Source organism: Gordonia paraffinivorans NBRC 108238 (assembly GCF_000344155.1).
GTDB lineage: Bacteria > Actinomycetota > Actinomycetes > Mycobacteriales > Mycobacteriaceae > Gordonia > Gordonia paraffinivorans.
Map to the genome: position 1 here is coordinate 1 of NZ_BAOQ01000022.1, position 16,677 is coordinate 16,677.

At 71.1% G+C, this 16,677-nt stretch carries 14 protein-coding genes; 3 read left to right on the forward strand and 11 right to left on the reverse strand.

Annotation, left to right across the window (positions count from 1 at the left end):
* From ftsW to GP2_RS11220, 11 genes are all read right to left on the reverse strand, one after another.
* Positions 1–1,542: putative lipid II flippase FtsW (ftsW, locus tag GP2_RS11170; RefSeq protein WP_006900619.1), on the reverse strand; the 1,542-nt coding region annotated here is incomplete at its 3' end.
* A 5-nt stretch (positions 1,543–1,547) separates the two neighbouring features.
* A complete protein-coding gene (gene murD, locus GP2_RS11175; RefSeq protein WP_006900620.1) occupies positions 1,548–3,122 on the reverse strand; it encodes a UDP-N-acetylmuramoyl-L-alanine--D-glutamate ligase in 1,575 nt (524 codons plus the stop codon).
* A complete protein-coding gene (gene mraY, locus GP2_RS11180; protein ID WP_006900621.1) occupies positions 3,115–4,212 on the reverse strand; it encodes a phospho-N-acetylmuramoyl-pentapeptide-transferase in 1,098 nt (365 codons plus the stop codon). Before mraY ends, murD begins: the two co-directional genes overlap by 8 nt.
* 91 nt (positions 4,213–4,303) lie before the next feature.
* On the reverse strand, positions 4,304–4,816 hold the full coding sequence (locus GP2_RS11185) for a hypothetical protein (protein WP_006900622.1): 513 nt from the start codon (positions 4,814–4,816) through the stop codon (positions 4,304–4,306).
* Entirely contained in the window at positions 4,813–6,504 is a 1,692-nt protein-coding gene (locus GP2_RS11190) for a UDP-N-acetylmuramoyl-L-alanyl-D-glutamate--2,6-diaminopimelate ligase (RefSeq protein ID WP_006900623.1), read from the reverse strand. Before GP2_RS11190 ends, GP2_RS11185 begins: the two co-directional genes overlap by 4 nt.
* Positions 6,505–6,726: 222 nt before the next feature.
* Positions 6,727–8,673 carry a peptidoglycan D,D-transpeptidase FtsI family protein gene (locus GP2_RS11195; RefSeq protein ID WP_006900624.1) on the reverse strand — a complete coding sequence of 649 codons (1,947 nt, stop codon included), beginning with the start codon at positions 8,671–8,673 and terminating at the stop codon, positions 6,727–6,729.
* A gap of 83 nt (positions 8,674–8,756) precedes the next feature.
* Positions 8,757–9,683, reverse strand: a complete 927-nt coding sequence (gene ftsL, locus GP2_RS11200) for a cell division protein FtsL (protein WP_006900625.1) — start codon at positions 9,681–9,683, stop codon at positions 8,757–8,759.
* 2 nt (positions 9,684–9,685) lie between these two features.
* Entirely contained in the window at positions 9,686–10,672 is a 987-nt protein-coding gene (gene rsmH, locus GP2_RS11205) for a 16S rRNA (cytosine(1402)-N(4))-methyltransferase RsmH (RefSeq protein WP_006900626.1), read from the reverse strand.
* Between the two features lie 234 nt (positions 10,673–10,906).
* The gene (gene mraZ / locus GP2_RS11210) at positions 10,907–11,350 is read right to left on the reverse strand and encodes a division/cell wall cluster transcriptional repressor MraZ (protein ID WP_006900627.1); all 444 of its coding nucleotides are present in this window, start codon (positions 11,348–11,350) and stop codon (positions 10,907–10,909) included.
* Between the two features lie 460 nt (positions 11,351–11,810).
* Positions 11,811–12,212, reverse strand: a complete 402-nt coding sequence (locus tag GP2_RS11215; protein WP_006900628.1) for an SCO2097 family morphological protein — start codon at positions 12,210–12,212, stop codon at positions 11,811–11,813.
* Between the two features lie 179 nt (positions 12,213–12,391).
* Entirely contained in the window at positions 12,392–12,877 is a 486-nt protein-coding gene (locus tag GP2_RS11220; protein ID WP_006900629.1) for an SAV_6107 family HEPN domain-containing protein, read from the reverse strand.
* 521 nt (positions 12,878–13,398) lie between these two features.
* Between GP2_RS11220 and GP2_RS11230 the strand changes: the two genes are divergently transcribed.
* The 3 genes from GP2_RS11230 to GP2_RS11240 are packed head-to-tail and all read left to right on the forward strand — an operon-like array spanning position 13,399 to position 16,625.
* Positions 13,399–14,058 (forward strand): GNAT family N-acetyltransferase, encoded by a 660-nt coding sequence (locus tag GP2_RS11230; protein ID WP_006900630.1) that lies wholly within the window; start codon positions 13,399–13,401, stop codon positions 14,056–14,058.
* The gene (locus GP2_RS11235; RefSeq protein ID WP_006900631.1) at positions 14,055–15,692 is read left to right on the forward strand and encodes a phytoene desaturase family protein; all 1,638 of its coding nucleotides are present in this window, start codon (positions 14,055–14,057) and stop codon (positions 15,690–15,692) included. Before GP2_RS11230 ends, GP2_RS11235 begins: the two co-directional genes overlap by 4 nt.
* 12 nt (positions 15,693–15,704) lie before the next feature.
* Positions 15,705–16,625, forward strand: coding sequence for an LppM family (lipo)protein (locus tag GP2_RS11240; protein ID WP_006900632.1), 921 nt, complete (start codon positions 15,705–15,707; stop codon positions 16,623–16,625).
* Positions 16,626–16,677: the final 52 nt, after the last annotated feature.

A 16,677-nucleotide genomic window follows, 5' to 3' on the forward strand; every position in this document is an offset into this window, starting at 1 on the left:
GGCCCCGCGTCCACGCGAGGGTCCGGGCTCGCGTCGGAACGAGGTGCCCCTCGCCTGCCCGGCCGCCTTCCGGCGACGGTCGAGCCGCTCGCGAGCCATCTCGACCCGCGACTGCCGGTAGGCGACCGGGGCCGGCAGCCGCAGCCACCGCGCCACACGGCTCGGCGGGGCGGCCGTGAGCGCCGCGACCGCCTCGGGTTCGTGCCGCGCGGCGTTGGCGAGCAGGCCCAGCATCGCCAGGACGGTCAGCGTCGACGTGCCGCCGGCGGAGATCAGCGGGAGCTGGATGCCGGTCACCGGCAGCAGCCCGATCACGTAACCGATGTTGATGAACGCCTGGGCGAGGATCAGGACGGTGATGGTCGAGGTCATCAGGCGCAGGAACGGATCGGTGGACCGGTGCGCGATCCGGAACCCCACGTAGCCGAGCAGGACGAACAGGAACACCACCAACAAGCCGCCGATGAGGCCGAGCTCCTCGCCGATGATCGCGAAGATGAAGTCGTTGTGGGCGTTCGGCAGATAGTTCCACTTGGCGCTGGACTGGCCGAGTCCCACGCCGAAGACGCCGCCGTTGGCGAGCGCGTAGGTGGCCTGCCGCGCCTGGTAGCCCGCACCCTGCGGGTCGTCGACGTTGCCGAGGAAGCTCATCACGCGCTGCGAGCGGTAGCCCTCGACGAGCGCGAGGGTCACCGCGAGCGCGACGCCGGTGGCCGCGAAGGCGGCGAACACCTTGATCGGCAGGCCCGCGAACCACAGCAGCGCGCCGACGATGATCGCGATCGTGATCGTCGTGGAGAGGTTGGGCTCGAGGATGATCAGCACGCAGATCAGCAGCGCGACCGGCACGAGCGGGATCAGCAGTTCCTTCAGCGAGGCGTTGTCGCGGCGGCGCGACGCCAGCAGGTGGGCGCCCCAGACGCACAGGGCGACCTTCACCAGCTCCGAGGGCTGCACCGAGATGCCGGAGATGACGAACCAGCGCCGGGCGCCCTGGCTCAACGTGCCGATGCCGGGCACGAGGACCAACGCGAGGAGCACGATCGTCACCACCATCGCGGGAGCTGCGAAGCGGCGCATCAGGCTCACCCGCAGCCGCAGCATCATGTAGAAGACGATCAGGCCGAGACCGGCGAAGATGACCTGGGTGGTGAACAGCCCGTAGGCCGAACCGTCCTGCGAGTAGCCCTCCACCGAGGACGCCGAGAGAACCATCACGAGGCCGAACGCGGTGAGCAGGAAGGCCAGGGTCAGGACGAGCTGGTACGACGCGAGCGGACGCGCGAGCAGGTTGCGCACCGCGTCGACGACCATCGCCGGGATCGACGCGGTGATCGCGGCGGCGTCCGAGCCGCGCGCGGCGGCCGTCGAGGCCGGAGCCGCAGCGTCCTTCGACTCCGCGTCCCGCGTTCGCCGGGACCGCTTCGCAGTGGTGTCGTTCTCGTCCTTCATCGCAGATCCGTTCTCGGATTCGTGCTCGTCGGGACCGGTCGGGACGGCGTCATCCGACGCGGTGGCGTCGACCGCGTCGTCGGTGCGCATCCGGCTCACCGCCGGGCGCTGGTGCCGGCGATGCGTCGGGCCGCATCGGCGAAGGCGTCGCCGCGCCGGGAGTATCCGGCGAACATGTCCAGCGACGCCGCGGCGGGTGCGAGGAGCACCGCGTCGGGCGCCGGGTCGCTCGCGACCGCGAGCTCCCAGGCCTCGGAGACCGCCCGCTCCATCACGGCGACGGCGGTGTCCACACCCGACGAATCGATCGAGAAGGGGACGGGATCGGCATGTCCCGGGCGATGCACGTTCACAGTGCCATCGTCCCCTGTGAATACTGTGACTGTTGGGACTTCTGGGGCGTGTCGTGCAATTGATTCGACGACCAGGTCACGATCGCGGCCGATGGCGACCACTCCGGCGAGCCGGTCGCCGACCGCGGTCAGCATGTCGTCCATCGACGCCCCTTTGAGGAGACCGCCCGCGATCAGCACCACCCGGCCGAACGCGGACACCGCGGCCTGCGCGGCATGCGGGTTGGTGGCCTTGGAGTCGTCGACGAAGACGATCCCGTCGCGCTCGGCGACCACCTCGCCGCGGTGGGCACCGGGACGGAAGTCGCGCAGGGCCGACCCGACGGCGTCGCGGGACACCCCGATCGCGAGGGCGAGGGCCGACGCGGCCAGGGCGTCGGCCACCCCCGAGGGGCCCGCCGGCCGGATGGCGTCGGCCTCGACCAGCTCGCCGGCGCCGAACGCGCGGTCGACGAGCCGGCCGTCCTCGACGCCGAGCTGACCGTCCTCCGGCGGCTCGAGCGTGAACCCGACACGGCGTCCTGCGGTGGACAGGGTCGAGGCGACGGCGTCGTCGAGGCCGACCACGCCGATGTCCCCGCGGAGCGCGCCGGTCTTCGCCTCCGCGTACGCCTCGAAGCCCCCGTGCCAGTCGAGGTGGTCGTCGGCGATGTTGAGCACGACTCCGGCGGCCGGCCGCACCGACGGGGCCCAGTGCAGCTGGAACGACGACAGCTCGGCGCACAGGACGTCGACGCGCGGGGTCGCCCGCATCGCGTCGAGGACCGGCAGGCCGATGTTGCCGCAGGCCGCGCCGGATCGGCCCGACCGCTCGACGATCTCGGCGAGCATCGAGGTGGTCGTGGTCTTGCCGTTGGTCCCGGTCACCACCAGCCAGGTGCGGGGTTCGCCGAGCAGCCCGGCCGCGTCGACTCGCCACGCCAGCTCGACCTCGCCCCAGACCGGGACTCCCTCTTCCTCGGCGCGGACGACGAGGGGGTGGGTCGGCGCGAACCCGGGCGAGACGATGACGACCGCGGTGTCCGACGCCCAGCCGTCGTCGGCCAGGAGATCGCCGACGGACACCGCCCGCGCGCCCTGCTCGACCAGCTCGGCCGCCCCGGCGACGGCGTCCACGGCGGCCCGGCGGGCGTCGGCATCGGCGTCGGCCGCGGCGAACCGGTCGTCGGCCAGCACCAGGCGGACGTCGCGGGTCAGCAGATACCGCGCCGCGGACAGGCCCGCGGTTCCCGCACCGGCGACCACCACGGTCCGGCCGGTCAGGCCCAACGGGTCGTCGCCGGTCCGGCCGAGGTCATCCATCGAGCCGTCAGCCATTGGAGGTGAGGAACTCGCCGTAGAACAGCGACAGGCCGAGCGCGCAGGCGATGGCGGTCAGCAACCAGAATCTGATGATGACCGTGGTCTCCGCCCAGCCCCCGAGTTCGAAATGGTGGTGGAACGGCGCCATCCGGAAGACGCGGCGTCCGGTGGTGCGGAAGAACGCGATCTGGATGACCACCGACATGATCTCGGCGACGAACAGGGCGCCGATGACGACCGCGAGCAGCTCGGTGCGGGTGGTGATGGACAGACCCGCCAGGAGGCCGCCGAGGGCGAGCGAACCGGTGTCGCCCATGAAGATCTTGGCCGGTGCGGCATTCCACCACAGGAAGCCGAGGCAGGCGCCGCCGCCGGCCACCGCGATGATCGCGAGGTCGAGCGGGTCGCGGACCTGGTAGCAGCCGGTCGGGATCTCGCTCGGCGGCTTGGCGCCGCCGGCGCAGGCGTTCACGAACTGGAAGAACGTCACCAGGACGTACGAGCCGAGGACCATCGCCATCGAGCCGGCGGCCAGGCCGTCGAGCCCGTCGGTGAAGTTCACCGCGTTCGACCAGGCGGCCACGACCAGCCAGCAGAAGATCACGAAGACCACCGCGCCGAGGCCGATCGCGTCGATGTCGCGGACGTAGCTCAGGTTGGTGCTCGCGGGCGCGAGTCCGTAGTCGTTGCGGAACTGCAGCACCAGCACGCCGAAGAGGATGGCGGCGATGAACTGCCCCACCGACTTCGCGGTCTTGTTCAGGCCGAGGTTGCGGTGCTTGCGGATCTTGATCATGTCGTCGAGGAAGCCGACGAGGCCCAGCGCCGTGGCGAGACCGAGCACCAGCAGGCCCGAGGCGGTGGGTCCGTTGCCCGGGTCGGTGAAGACGCCGACGAGATGGGAGCCGAAGTAGCCCGCCCACAGCGCGGTGAGGATCGCGACGCCGCCCATCGACGGCGTGCCGCGCTTGGTCTGATGGCTCTTGGGGCCCTCGACCCGGATCTCCTGACCGAATCCCTGGCGGGAGAACACCTTGATGAGGACGGGGGTCAGCAGGATCGACACCGCGATCGCGATCGCACCCGCGAGGAGGATCTGGGTCACCGTGCTGCCCCCGTGTTGACTCGTCTGTTCCCGACCACGCCTGTCTCTCCGACTCCTGTGCTGTTGTCCGGCCGCGCCGGCGTGCGCGCCGTCATGCGTCTGCGTCCTCGGATTCCGGATCCTCGAACCGGATCCGCCACCCGCAGGTCTCGCCCCATGCCTCGATCACCGACCGCAGGTCGGCGGTGGCGGCGGCCAGCAGGATCACGTCGCCGGCGGCGGGGCGCCAGTCCGGCTCGGCGGCCGGCAGCGCCGCGGCGGCCTCGACCGAGTCGACGATCCGGGCCTCGTCGCCCCACGACCCCTCCATGACCGCGCCCTGGTGGAGGGCGTGGACACAGCGTGAGTCTCCGATGCACAGGGTCTTGTCCACGGCGAGGCGGACCGCCTGACGACCGAGCAGGTCGTGCTCGACGACCCGCTGATTCTCCTCGATCCCCTCCGGCGTCGCCACCTCCGCGATGACCGCCCAGGTGCGCGGCCCCTCGCCGGGTACGGCGCGCTCGGCGGCCGCGCGTTCGACGAGGCGGCGCAGCAGGATTCGCGCGTCGTCGACCGACACGGGCGCATCCGGGCGGATGACCGTGACGAACGCGTCGCTCATCGATCGCCCTCCGCCGCCGGGGTCGACGCCGAGGCGTCCCCGATGACCGATTCGAGCGCCTGAGCGACGACCTCCCGGTCGTCGAACGGATGCTTCACGCCGTTGATCTCCTGCCCTGTCTCATGTCCCTTGCCCGCGACCAGCACGATGTCTCCCGGCCGGGCCCAGGCGATGGCCTCGGCGATCGCCGCGGCCCGGTCGCCGACCTCGCGCACGGGTTCCGCACCGGGCGGGCGATCTGCCTCGTCGACCCCGCGGGCGCCGGCCAGGACCTCAGCTCGGATCGCGGCCGGGTCCTCCGACCTCGGGTTGTCGTCGGTGACCACGACCAGCTCGGCGCCGCGCGCGGCGGCCGCACCCATCAGCGGCCGTTTGCCCGCGTCACGGTCGCCGCCGGCGCCGAGCACGACGGCGAGCCGGCCGGCCGACGACTCCGTCCCCCCGAGCTGTCCGCGCAAGGTGGTCAGGACCGCTTCGACGGCACCGGGCTTGTGGGCGTAGTCGACGAGCGCGAGGAACGGCTGTCCCAGGTCGACGCGCTGGAGGCGTCCGGGCACGCTCACCTTCGCGACCGCTTCGAGAGCCGTGCTCACCGGCACCCCGGCGGCGTGCGCCACCGCGACGGCGAGCAGGCCGTTGGCCACGTTGTAGCGGCCCGGCAACGGGATCACGAGCTCGTGGCGACCCTCGGGCTCGACGATCGGCGTGTGCGTGGTGCCATCCGGGGCGGGAACCGACTCCCCCGCCCGCCAGTGGGCCGGGGTCGGCCCGGTCGACACGGTGACCGGCTGCATGTGCGGCGCCTCGCCGGGCCGGCGGGCGATCTCGGCCATGCGCCGGCCCCAGTCGTCGTCGACGCAGATCACCGACCGCACCGCGTGCACCGGCGACGCCGGCGCGAACAGCTGCGCCTTCGCGTCGAAGTACGCGCGCATCGAGTGATGGAAGTCGAGATGGTCCTGCGACAGGTTGGTGAAGGCGCCGATCGCGAAGTGGGCCCCGTCGACGCGCCCCAGCGACAGGGCGTGACTGGACACCTCCATGACGACGACGTCCACGCCGTCCTCGAGCATCGACGCCAGCAGGGCCTGCAGGGTGGGCGCCTCGGGGGTGGTGAGCGAGCTCGGCTGCGCGACCCCGTTGACGCGGGTCTCGACGGTGCCGATCAGACCCACCGAGTGACCCGCGGCCAACAGGGCGGCCTCGACGAGGTACGACGTGGTGGTCTTGCCGGAGGTTCCGGTGATGCCGATGAGCTTCAGCCGCTGCGAGGGGTTGCCGTACACGCGGGCGGAGACGCTGCCCAGCACCGACCGCGGGTTGGAATGGATGAGGACCGCGACCGCGGTCTCCGGCGGCAGCACGCGCGCGAGTTCCGCGCGGCCCGCGGAATCCGTGAGGATGGCGGTCGCCCCGGCCGCGACGGCCTGGTCGGCGAATCGCGCACCGTGGGTCGACGCCCCGGGTAGCGCGGCGAAGAGGTCGCCGGGCCGGACGTCCTGGGCGCGAAGTGTGACGCCGCGGACGACGGTGTCCCGGTCGGCGCCGCCGACGAGGTCGAGGCGGGCGCCGGTCGCCGTCGACAGCACGGTCACCGCGGTGGGCGCGACCTCGCGCGGGCGGCCGGGGACCTTGGCGCCCTTCTTCTTGCCACCGGTCCCCTTACCGGCAGAGCCACGAGACGCCATGCGTATCTCGCCTCCTCGTCCTGGTCGGGTGTTCTGGTCGGTGTCACCGGCAACGGCCGGGCGGGCGGAAACGGTCCCGGCCGTTGCCGGTCGGGTACTGCGTGCGGAGCGCAGAATCCCACTCACGATACCGACCCGTCGAACCCGTGCCGGGACGCGGTGGGCCTTAGGGCCCGACCCCCACCGACCCGATCCCGGCGACCCGGCGTCGGACGACGGGCCTCAACGCGCGGTCAGGGTCAGGCGCGGGGCCGGCGGCGACAACGGCACCTGAGAGCGCTGCAGCATCCACGAGGCGATGGTCGAGAACAACGGGCCCGCCGACTGTCCCCCGGAGCCGTCGGAGCTGCGCCGCGGGTTGTCGAGCATGATGCCGATGACGTAGCGCGGGTTGTCCGCCGGCGCGATACCGGCGAACGTGATGTTGTAGCGCGAGTTCGAGTAGCAACCGCACGAGGGGTCGACCTGCTGCGCGGTGCCGGTCTTGCCCGAGATCTGGTAGCCGCTCACCGCGGCCTTGGCGCCGGTGCCCATCTGCTCGCCCATCGGGTCGTCCTGCACGACCGAGCGGAACATGTCGCGGACGACGCGTGCCGTCTGGGGACTCACCACCCGGATCGGCTCGGGACGCGCGCGCTCCTCGGGCTCCTGCCCGTCGCGCTCCTCGGAGATGAGGATGCGCGGCGGGATGCGCAGACCGTCGTTGGCGATGGCCTGGTACATCGCGGTCATCTGCAGCAGCGTCATCGAGAGGCCCTGCCCGATGGGCAGGTTCGCGAACGAGCCGCCCGACCACTGGCTCAGCGCGGGGACCTCGCCGGCGCTCTCGGCGGGCAGGCCGACGCCGGTCCGCTGCCCCAGCCCGAACCTGGACAGCATCTCGGCGAAGCGCTCCTCGCCGACCCTCTTGGCCAGCATCAGGGTGCCGACATTGGAGGACTTGCCGAAGATGCCGGTGGTCGTGTACGGCTCGACGCCGTGCGCCCACGCGTCACGGACGGTGACCCCGGACATCTGGATGCTGCCGGGGACCTTGTGCACGGTGTCCGGGGTGGTCAGGCCGTATTCGATCGCGGCGGCCGCGGTGACGATCTTGTTGACCGAGCCGGGCTCGAACGGCGAGGTGACCGACGGGTTGCCGAGCTCGGCCTTCGGCTGCTCCGACAGCGGCAGCGAGGCGTTGAAGGTGCCGTCGTTGGCCATCGCGAGGACCTCGCCGGTCTTCGCGTCGAGGACCACCGCCGAGGCGGACTTGGCGCCGGAGAGCTGCTTGGCCTTCATGACCTCGCTCTGGACGAACCACTGGGTGTCGGAGTCGAGGGTCAGCCGGACCGTGGCGCCGTTGATCGCCGGGTGCACGTTGCGCATGCTGCCGGGGATGATGGCGCCGTCGGAACCCCGGTCGTAGGTGCGGGACCCGTCGGTTCCGGACAGGATCGCGTCGAGCGACGCCTCGAGTCCGATCAGCCCGTTGCCGTCGTAGTTGACGTCGCCGACGACGTTCGCGGCCAGCGAGCCGCCCGGGTAGAGCCGGATGCTCTGCGGGTCGGCGCCCACCTCCGGGTACTTCTCGGTGATCCGCGACGCCACATCGGGACTCACCGACCGTGCGAGGTACACGAAGGTCTCGTCGCCGGTGATCTTCTCGAGGAGGTCCTTCTCCTCGATCGACCCGCCGAGCATCTCCGAGACGCCACGCGCGATCTCCTTCAGCCGGGTGTCGACGTCGGGCAGTTCCGGGTTCTTCTCGTGCTCGTCGGCGATCGACTTGCGCACCGCCTTGGGCAGGAAGGTCAGCGCCCGCGCCTCGTCGGTGTAGGCGAGCGGACGGCCGTTGCGGTCGAGGATCGAACCGCGCTTGGCGGTGAGCACCTGGGTGTACTCGCGCTGCTGGGCGGCCTCGGCCGAGATCGAGCCCGACTGGATGGTGTGGACGACGATCATCTTGGTCGCAACCGCGAGCACGATGAGCAGCACAACGACGCCGAACACGCGGGTCCGGAAGCCGAACGAGGAGAAACCCCCGCCGTTGCGGGGGCCGCCTCCGCCGAAACGTGGCGGCTTGCCGCCGGATCCGGATCGTCCGGCGCTCCCGCCGGAACCGCGGCCCGGGCGACGTCCCGGGCGGGACGGCCCCTGGCCGACTCGCTCGAAGGTCGCACGTGTCATGCTGGTCAATTCTTCACCGCTTCAGGGTCGTATCAGGGATTTGGCTTCGGTGGTTCGCGATTCGTCCGTGCGCATCCGCCACCTCAGGTGCGGGGCACCACGTTCGGGGCCGGTACGGGCGTCGTCGGTCGCGGCGCCGGGGACTGCTGCGCCGGCGACCGCGGGTCCGGGCTCGGAGGTGCCTGGCCTGCCCCCGGGGTCGGCGGGAGCGTATTCACCGGTGGCGCCGGCTGTCCGGAGGGCGACGGCGGCGCCGGCTGTCCGGAGGGCGACGGCGGCGCCGGCTGTCCGGAGGGCGCCGGGGCGGGCGGGTTCGCCGGGGCGGCCGCAGCGCTTCCGCCCAGACCGATCGAGTCGTCCACCTGCTTCGGGTCGATCTTCTCGGTCGGGTCCGGGGTGGGCTGCGGGTTCAGGTCCACCATCGGCTTGCCGGAGGCCGGCGCCGGCTTGCCGACGATCCGCGGCCGACGGGGATCGTCGACGATCATCCGGGCCGGGTTCTGCGCCGGGATCATGCCGAGACGTGTTGCCTCCCGGGACAACTCGGGCGCCGAGTTGCCTGACTCGTAATCGCGCTTGAGGGCGTCCCGCTGGTCGATCAGGGCCTGGTTCTCCGCCCGCTCGATCCCGAGACGGTAGGAGTCCTGCGCCGCCTTCGTCGACAGCCACAGGCTCAGGCCGAGCCCGAGGACGAGCAGCGCGATCACCGGGACGACGAAAGGCGTGTGCTGCAACCGTTCCCGGAACGACACCCCGGCCAGCGACAATCCCCCGCGGGTTGCGGGTGTCGTCGCCATGCGCTTGCGCCTGCGATCGAGGGCACGTTGCGCGGCCTTGGACCGGGTGGCCCGCTCGGATTCCATCCGGGCGCGCCGCGACAGCCGGGTGTCACCGGCCGCGGCGCCGCGTCGTGATCCGCGTCCCGCGTCGCCCCGACCGCGGGCGTCCGACCGCCGGGGCTCCGAACGTCGTGAGCCCGAGCGCGTCGGGGCCTCTTGCGCGACAGTCATGCTCAGCCCTTCTTCTCGACTCGTTCGATCGCCCGGACCCGCACCGGGGCGGATCGCGGATTGCTGGTCAGTTCCTCCTCGTCCGGACGCTCGGCACCGCGCGTCACGAGACGGAATTCGGCCGCCATGCCGGGCAGTTCGACCGGAAGCCCGGGCGGCGACTTCGACGTCGTACGGGCGACGAACTCCCGCTTGACGATCCGGTCCTCGAGCGACTGATAGCTCATGACCACCACCCGTCCGCCGACGACGAGGGCATCGAGCGCGGCCGGAAGCGCCTCCCGGAGAACGTCGAGTTCGTGGTTCACCTCGATGCGCAGGGCCTGGAAGGTCCGCTTGGCCGGATGCCCTCCGGTGCGGCGGGTGGCCGCCGGGATGGTGGCGTACAGCAGCTCCACCAGGCGTGCGCTGGTGGTGAAGGGTTCCTTCTCCCGCTCCCGGATGACGGCCGAGGCGATCTTGCCCGCGAAGCGCTCTTCCCCGTACTCGGAGAGGACCCGGGCCAGTTCGCCGTGCGAGTAGGTGTTGAGGATGTCCGCGGCGGTCAGCGGGTCGTCGGGATTCATCCGCATGTCCAGCGGGGCGTCGACGGAGTAGGCGAAGCCGCGGCCGGCCTGGTCGAGCTGCATCGAAGAGACCCCGAGGTCGAACAGGGCGGCGTCGATCGACGTCTCCCCCGCCTCGGCGAGGACGTCGTCGATCTCGTGGAAGGTCGCCTGGTGCAGCGAGAGCCGGTTCGAGTGCGGCTCGAGCCGACGCCGCGCGATGTCGAGTGCCGAGGAGTCCCGGTCGATGCCGATGACCCGCACGTTCGGGAAGGCGTTCAGGATGAGTTCGCTGTGCCCGCCGGCTCCGAGAGTGGCGTCGAGGAAGACGCGGGTCTCGTCCGATTCCAGTGCCGGGGTGAGCAGTTCGACGATCCGGCGCCCCATGACCGGGATGTGGCCGAACTCGCCGGACCGGCGTGTGTCGTCACCAGTGTCATCCACTCGAGGGCCCCCATCGGCGTTTCGGCCTGATCGTTCGGCAGGTTCGTGTCGGCTCTTCCATCTGTGTCACCGAGGTGACGTCTCGGGCAGGGTCGCAGAGTGCGGGTCCGGGGTTCCGGATGGAGCGGGGTCCCGGTCCGATCACGCACCTGGCGTTGGGGAAGTACGCCAGGGTCGTGCCGGACCGGGGCCTCGTGCCACCCGAAGCCGTGGTCCTCTTCTGCGGCCCCTCGGCTACAGGACCGCGTTCAACGCGGCCGAGTTGGCTGCCGAGAAGTCCTCCTCGTGCCGGGCCTGGTACTCGTCCCATGCGGCCGAATCCCAGATCTCGACGTGGTCGTAGGCGCCGAACACCACGCATTCCTTGGACAGTCCCGCGTAGGTCCGATGGGCGGCGGACAGGACGATCCTGCCCTGACCGTCCGGCCGCTGTTCTTCCGAACCGGCGAAGAACGTCCGCTGGAACGCACGCAGATCGGGGTTGCTGCGTGACGCCTCGACGATCCTCGCCGCGATCGCGTCGAACTCCTCGGTCCGATACACCGACAGGCTGTGATCCTGGCCTTTCGTGACCACCAATCCTCCCGCCAGATCGTCGCGGAACCGCGCAGGCAACGTGAGTCGCCCCTTGTCGTCCAACTTGGGCCGGTATTCGCCGACAAATCGCACAGACGACATGTCGACACCTCCTGCCCCCTGGGATTCACGCTCCGGATCGCTTCACCCAGTGCTGTCACAGTACCCCACTTTCCCCCACTTTCCACCCCAGGTGCCCACTCGATCTCCCACCGGCAGTAAATCCCCAGTTCAGAAGGGTGAAATTTTGGGTCGATCTGCGTGTCCCGACGATCGGACCACGTCGAACCGCGGTTACACCCGAGCCTCATGTGACGTGAGAGGCGTCTGCGACATGCATTTGTCCCGGAGTGGGGCGAAGTGGGGAGCCCAGGTGGGGGGAAGTGGGGACTCCCGGTGGGGAGCAGTGGGGAACGCGTGGCGGGCGGCCGCATACCGGCGGGCCGGCAGCCGCGGCACCGGGTCCGACATGCACGCAAAGAGCCGCGTCCCGAGATGGGACGCGGCTCTGTCTCTGAGTCGTATCGAGGCCACCGACGCCCTCAGGGGGCGCGGTGGGGCCTCACTCCTGTTCGAAGCGGCGGTTGAAGCGCTCCTCCATCCGTTCGGACAGCTTGCGCTTGCCTCCGCGGCCACCGGCAGGCTTGCGGGCGCCGCGACCGATGGGGGTCACCGTCGCGTCGTCGGAATCGTCACCCCACAGGGCGAAGAGTCCGGCGCCGAACATCACCAGGAAGCCCAGGAGGCTGACGATCGGGAAACCCCCGATGTCGATCTTGACGATGAGACCGCCGACGAGCAGTACCAGGCCGACGGCGAAGATCGCCACGGCCTGCAGGCGGCGACGGCCACTCGACCTGCCGAGCCGACGGCTCTTGACGCTGGACGCAAACTTGGGGTCTTCCGCGTACAGAGCGCTCTCGATCTGTTCGAGCATGCGTTGCTCGTGCTCCGAAAGTGGCACCGACCCTCCTTCTCCCTGATCCGCGACGCCGACGTCGGTCAACCGCGACCGGTAGGGCGTCTGCGCCATATATACACCCATGATACGAGGTGAAATCGGCCGCGACCACCATAACCGGGTCTTGTACGGGACGAACCGATCACGGTTTCATGCCGAGCACACAGGAAACGTGCCGCACCTCACGCGGTCTGCCCGATATGGACCTCGTCCGTCCCGAATTTGCCTTGTTCGTAGGCGATGACGAGGGTCTCGACCTTGCGAAGGAAGTCGACGACGAGCAACCGCATGCCGGCGACGCTCTCTGGATCGAGAGTCCGGATGATCCCCGACTCGATCTTCATCCGTACAGACGACAGCGATGCGAAGCGCGCGGCGGGACCGGCCAGCTCGGGCACGACGACCCCGATGCGCGTCCACGCGTTGGAGGTCCTGCGCCGCGTCGTGGTCGGCGGCTCGCCGATCGCGAGCGCCGCACCTGCGGCACGCAGCGCGACCAGATAGAGCTGCCGGAAACGCTCGGCGTCGTCGGTGACACCGTCGGCGTTGTCGAGGAGCAGATGCGCGCGCTGGAGGAGATCCCGGGCACGACCGACCATGACCGGGTCGACGGGAACCCCGCGGCGCGACCCCGATGCGGACCGGCGGGTGGTGGTCCTGCTGGGCATGGCGTCCTCCTCTCTGCCGTGCACCCCTCTCGTGCACCGGGCCGGCAACACCCGGCGTTCCGTGCCGCCGGGGCTGTGTCGTACCGAAGCCTGCCGGAAGGGTCTGACATCGCTCGGCCCGCTCACTCGGCGGAGTGCACACACGTGCGGCGGCGAGGCGTGTCCGGCGGCAGACGCTTCCCTCGTCCGCCACCGGACCGCCCGAGTCGTCGGATGAACGCGAACAGCTTGCGGAGGCACATTCATCGAACACCCGTTCGACACGTTCAATATAGCTAGCGACGGGCACCTCTTCAAGACGTGGACCGTCACCTTCGTGCGGGCGCCGATCGGCCGATCGGCACACGCACGTGGATCGAACGCAACTGGTTCAACACCAGGGCCCACGGCCCGAATTCCGCGACCGGCGGGTTCGGGCACGGGCGGAGCCGGCACCGAGAGGACAGTCCCACCAGCATGGTCCAGAACACCGCGACCCACCGGGTGTGGACGACGGGCGCCGATCGACGGACGGCCCGGCCGTGACCATCCGGCTGGTGACCCTGAGCGGTCAGGACTCGCACATCTGGCTCGAGCCGGCGCTCGACGTGTACGTGACCGCGATGGGATACCCCCGCGGGACCGAGATCCATCGAGCCGCCCTGTGGCGCGAGCACATCGCCCGGCCCGGCTGGCGCGCGATCGGGGCGATCGCGACCATCCCACCGGACGAGGCGCAGGCCATGCCCACCGCGCGGCGCCGGGTCGCCCCGCCCGTCGGCCGGGGCCCGGGCGACGTCCTCGTCGGCATCGCCTACGGCTACACCGGCGCCACCGGCCAGTGGTGGAACCAGCAGCTGCGACTCGGACTGCGCCAGACCGGCCGCTCCCCCGAGGACATCGAGGCCATCGCGCGCGACTACTTCGAGCTCACCGAGCTCCACGTCCACCCCACCGCCCAGGGGCACGGCATCGGACAATGGCTGCTGGTCAACCTGCTCGCCGACCGTCCGGAACGCCACGTCCTGCTGTCGACCCCGGAGATCCCGGCCGAGCGCAACCGGGCCTGGTCGTTGTACCGACGCATGGGTTTCCAGGACGTCCTGCGCAACTTCACCTTCACCGGCGACCCGCGCCCGTTCGCCTTCCTCGGCCGCCCGCTGCCCCTCGAGTTCCGCCCGCAGGCCGGCGAGGCGGGATGACCGCGCCGCGCACCCCGTCGGCCACACCGCACGGCCTCCGGCGCGATGCGGTGATCGTCGGCGGCGGCCACAACGGTCTCATCGCCGCGGCCTATCTCGCGCAGGCCGGGCGCGACGTCGAGGTGCTCGAGCGCGACGCCATCCCCGGCGGCGCGGTGTCCACCGTCGAGCGCTTTCCGGGACACCGCATCGACCGCGGCTCGTCGGCGCACCTGATGATCCGGCACTCCCCCGTCCTCGACGACCTCGACCTCGCCGCCCACGGGCTGCGGTACATCGACTGCGACCCGTGGGCATTCGTCCCGGCCACGGACTCGGCCCCTGCGATCGTCTTCCGCACCGACCTCGACGCCACCTGCGCTTCGATCGAACGTTCGTGCGGCGCAAGGGATGCCGCCGCCTACCGGGAGTTCGTCGCGACCTGGACCCCGCGGGCCGCGGCGGTGATGGACGCGTTCTACCAGCCGGCGACGATGGGGCGTTTCGGCCGCTCCTTCCTCGGCCTCGGGTCCACCGCGTCGTCGGCCCGCACCGGCGTGATCGGCCGCCGCGGGGGCGAGATGCTCAACCTGACCGCCGAGCTCATGGCCCCCGGCGACGCGCTGCTCGACCGCTGGTTCGACTCCGAGCACCTCAAGGCCGGCCTCGCCTGGTTCGGCGCGCAGTCCGGCCCGCCGATGAGCGCGCCGGGCACCGCGCCGATGATCGGTTTCGCCGCACTCATGCACCGGATTCCCCCGGGACGCGCGGTCGGCGGCAGCGGGGCCCTGACCGACGCGCTCGTGAGCCGGATCGGCGCCGACGGCGGACAGATCTCGTGCGGCGACCCCGCCGTGTCGATCACGCGATGCGGCGACCACTGGCGGGTCGAGACCGCGTCCGGTGATCGCCGCTGCACGCCGACGGTGATCAGCGCGTGCCACGTCCTGACGACGCTGGACCTGCTCGCGGCGGGCGGATTCGACCCGGCGACCATCGAGCGCTGGCGACGCGACATCGTCGTCGGCACCGGGATCGGGATGGCCGTGCGTCTGGGCACCACCGCGCTGCCCGAGTACCAGGGCCTGCCCGACGACCTGCCCGCGCACGGAGTGCATTCCGCCCTCGGACTCCTCGTCACCGACCGGTCGCACCTCGTGCGCGCGCATTCCGCGGCGGCGGTCGGTGAGCTGCCGCCGCGACCGGCGGTGGTCGCGATGAGCTTCTCGGCGATCGACCCGGGCCTCGCCCCCGAGGGCCGGCACGCGATCAACCTGTGGGCGCAGTGGCATCCGTACCGGCTCGCCGCAGGCGACTGGGCGGACGCCGGTGCCGCCGCGGCCGAGGCCGTGTGCGCCGAGGTCGACCGGCACGCACCCGGTTTCGCGGAGTCGATCGACCACAGGTTCGTCCAGACGCCGGCCGACCTGGAGGAAGAGTTGGGCATGATCGGCGGCAACATCATGCACGTGGAGATGTCGATCGACCAGATGTTCATGTGGCGGCCCACGCCCGATCTCGCCGGTCACCGCGTGCCCGGCGCGGACGGGTTGTTCCTGGCCGGGGCGTCGACGCACCCCGGCGGCGGCGTCACCGGCGCCAGCGGATACATCGCCGCCCACGCCGTCTTGCGGCGCAGACGGCTCTTCGGCTGAGCGTCTGGCACGATGAGCAGCGTGCGATCGTCGACTCCCGATACGGATTCACCGACCCTCGATGCCGCTCGCGGCCACCGGTCCCGTCGCCGCCTGACACCGCTGGCGGTCCTCCTCGCGGCGTTGCTGCTGTCGCCGCTGACGGCCGGCTGCCTCGAGCGGTCGACGACCGTCGGCGACCGCTACTCCGGCAACGTCATCGTCGCGACCTCCCCGGACAACCCGCGGGGAGCGCCCCAGCTCGACATCCCGGAATCGATGCTCGGCCAGGTCTCGGTGACGGAATACAAGGAGAGCCCGGACGACGAGAACGGGGACGACAAGAGCGGGGACGAGAAGAACGAGGAGAAGGTCACCCGGGTCGGCACCCGCGCGAGTTTCACCGATCTCACCGCCGGCCAATTCGGTCAGCTCGGCGACATCGTCGCCGACGCCTACGGCGAGACCTCGTTGACGATGGACCTCACCGCCAAGCGCAGCGGCGAGGTGGTCCGGTTCCGCGGCGACACCGACCTCTCCGAGCTCGTGCCCAATCGCGACCACGTGCAGCTCACGGTGACCTTCGGCGGGCCGGTCACGGCCACCAACGGCGAGCAGGTCGGCGAGTCGACCGTCACCTGGACACCGAAGCCGGGCGAACCGTCGGACCTCAGCGCCGACGCCACCTACCCCGATCCGGCGACCGCGGCGGTGAGCAGCTGGTCGTGGTTCCTCGCGATCGTCTGCCTGCTGGTGGTCGCCGTCATCGCGCGGATGGCCTACCGGATGCGCTACAAGGGCCCGCGCCCGGGACGTCCGACGAAGAACACCACGCCGACCTCGCTGTCCGCCGAAGGACTGTCGGCCGCGGCCGACCCGACTTCCCCGGCCACCGCGGGCAAGGGATCATCGGGCAACAGCTCGTCGGGCGAGGCCTCCGGCAAGGACGCCTGACCGGCGCCGAACCGGCAACCCGGGATCGCAGGCCCCGCGGGCCCGCCCGGCA

Excerpts from the sequence above, each read along its gene's own strand:
- murD (WP_006900620.1), bottom strand. The coding sequence starts at position 3,122 with ATGGCTGACGGCTCGATGGATGACCTCGGCCGGACCGGCGACGACCCG.
- GP2_RS11195 (WP_006900624.1), bottom strand. The coding sequence starts at position 8,673 with ATGACACGTGCGACCTTCGAGCGAGTCGGCCAGGGGCCGTCCCGCCCG.
- GP2_RS11240 (WP_006900632.1), top strand. The coding sequence starts at position 15,705 with ATGAGCAGCGTGCGATCGTCGACTCCCGATACGGATTCACCGACCCTC.
- ftsL (WP_006900625.1), bottom strand. The coding sequence starts at position 9,683 with ATGACTGTCGCGCAAGAGGCCCCGACGCGCTCGGGCTCACGACGTTCG.
- GP2_RS11235 (WP_006900631.1), top strand. The coding sequence starts at position 14,055 with ATGACCGCGCCGCGCACCCCGTCGGCCACACCGCACGGCCTCCGGCGC.
- GP2_RS11185 (WP_006900622.1), bottom strand. The coding sequence starts at position 4,816 with ATGAGCGACGCGTTCGTCACGGTCATCCGCCCGGATGCGCCCGTGTCG.
- GP2_RS11220 (WP_006900629.1), bottom strand. The coding sequence starts at position 12,877 with ATGCCCAGCAGGACCACCACCCGCCGGTCCGCATCGGGGTCGCGCCGC.
- GP2_RS11190 (WP_006900623.1), bottom strand. The coding sequence starts at position 6,504 with ATGGCGTCTCGTGGCTCTGCCGGTAAGGGGACCGGTGGCAAGAAGAAG.
- mraZ (WP_006900627.1), bottom strand. The coding sequence starts at position 11,350 with ATGTCGTCTGTGCGATTTGTCGGCGAATACCGGCCCAAGTTGGACGAC.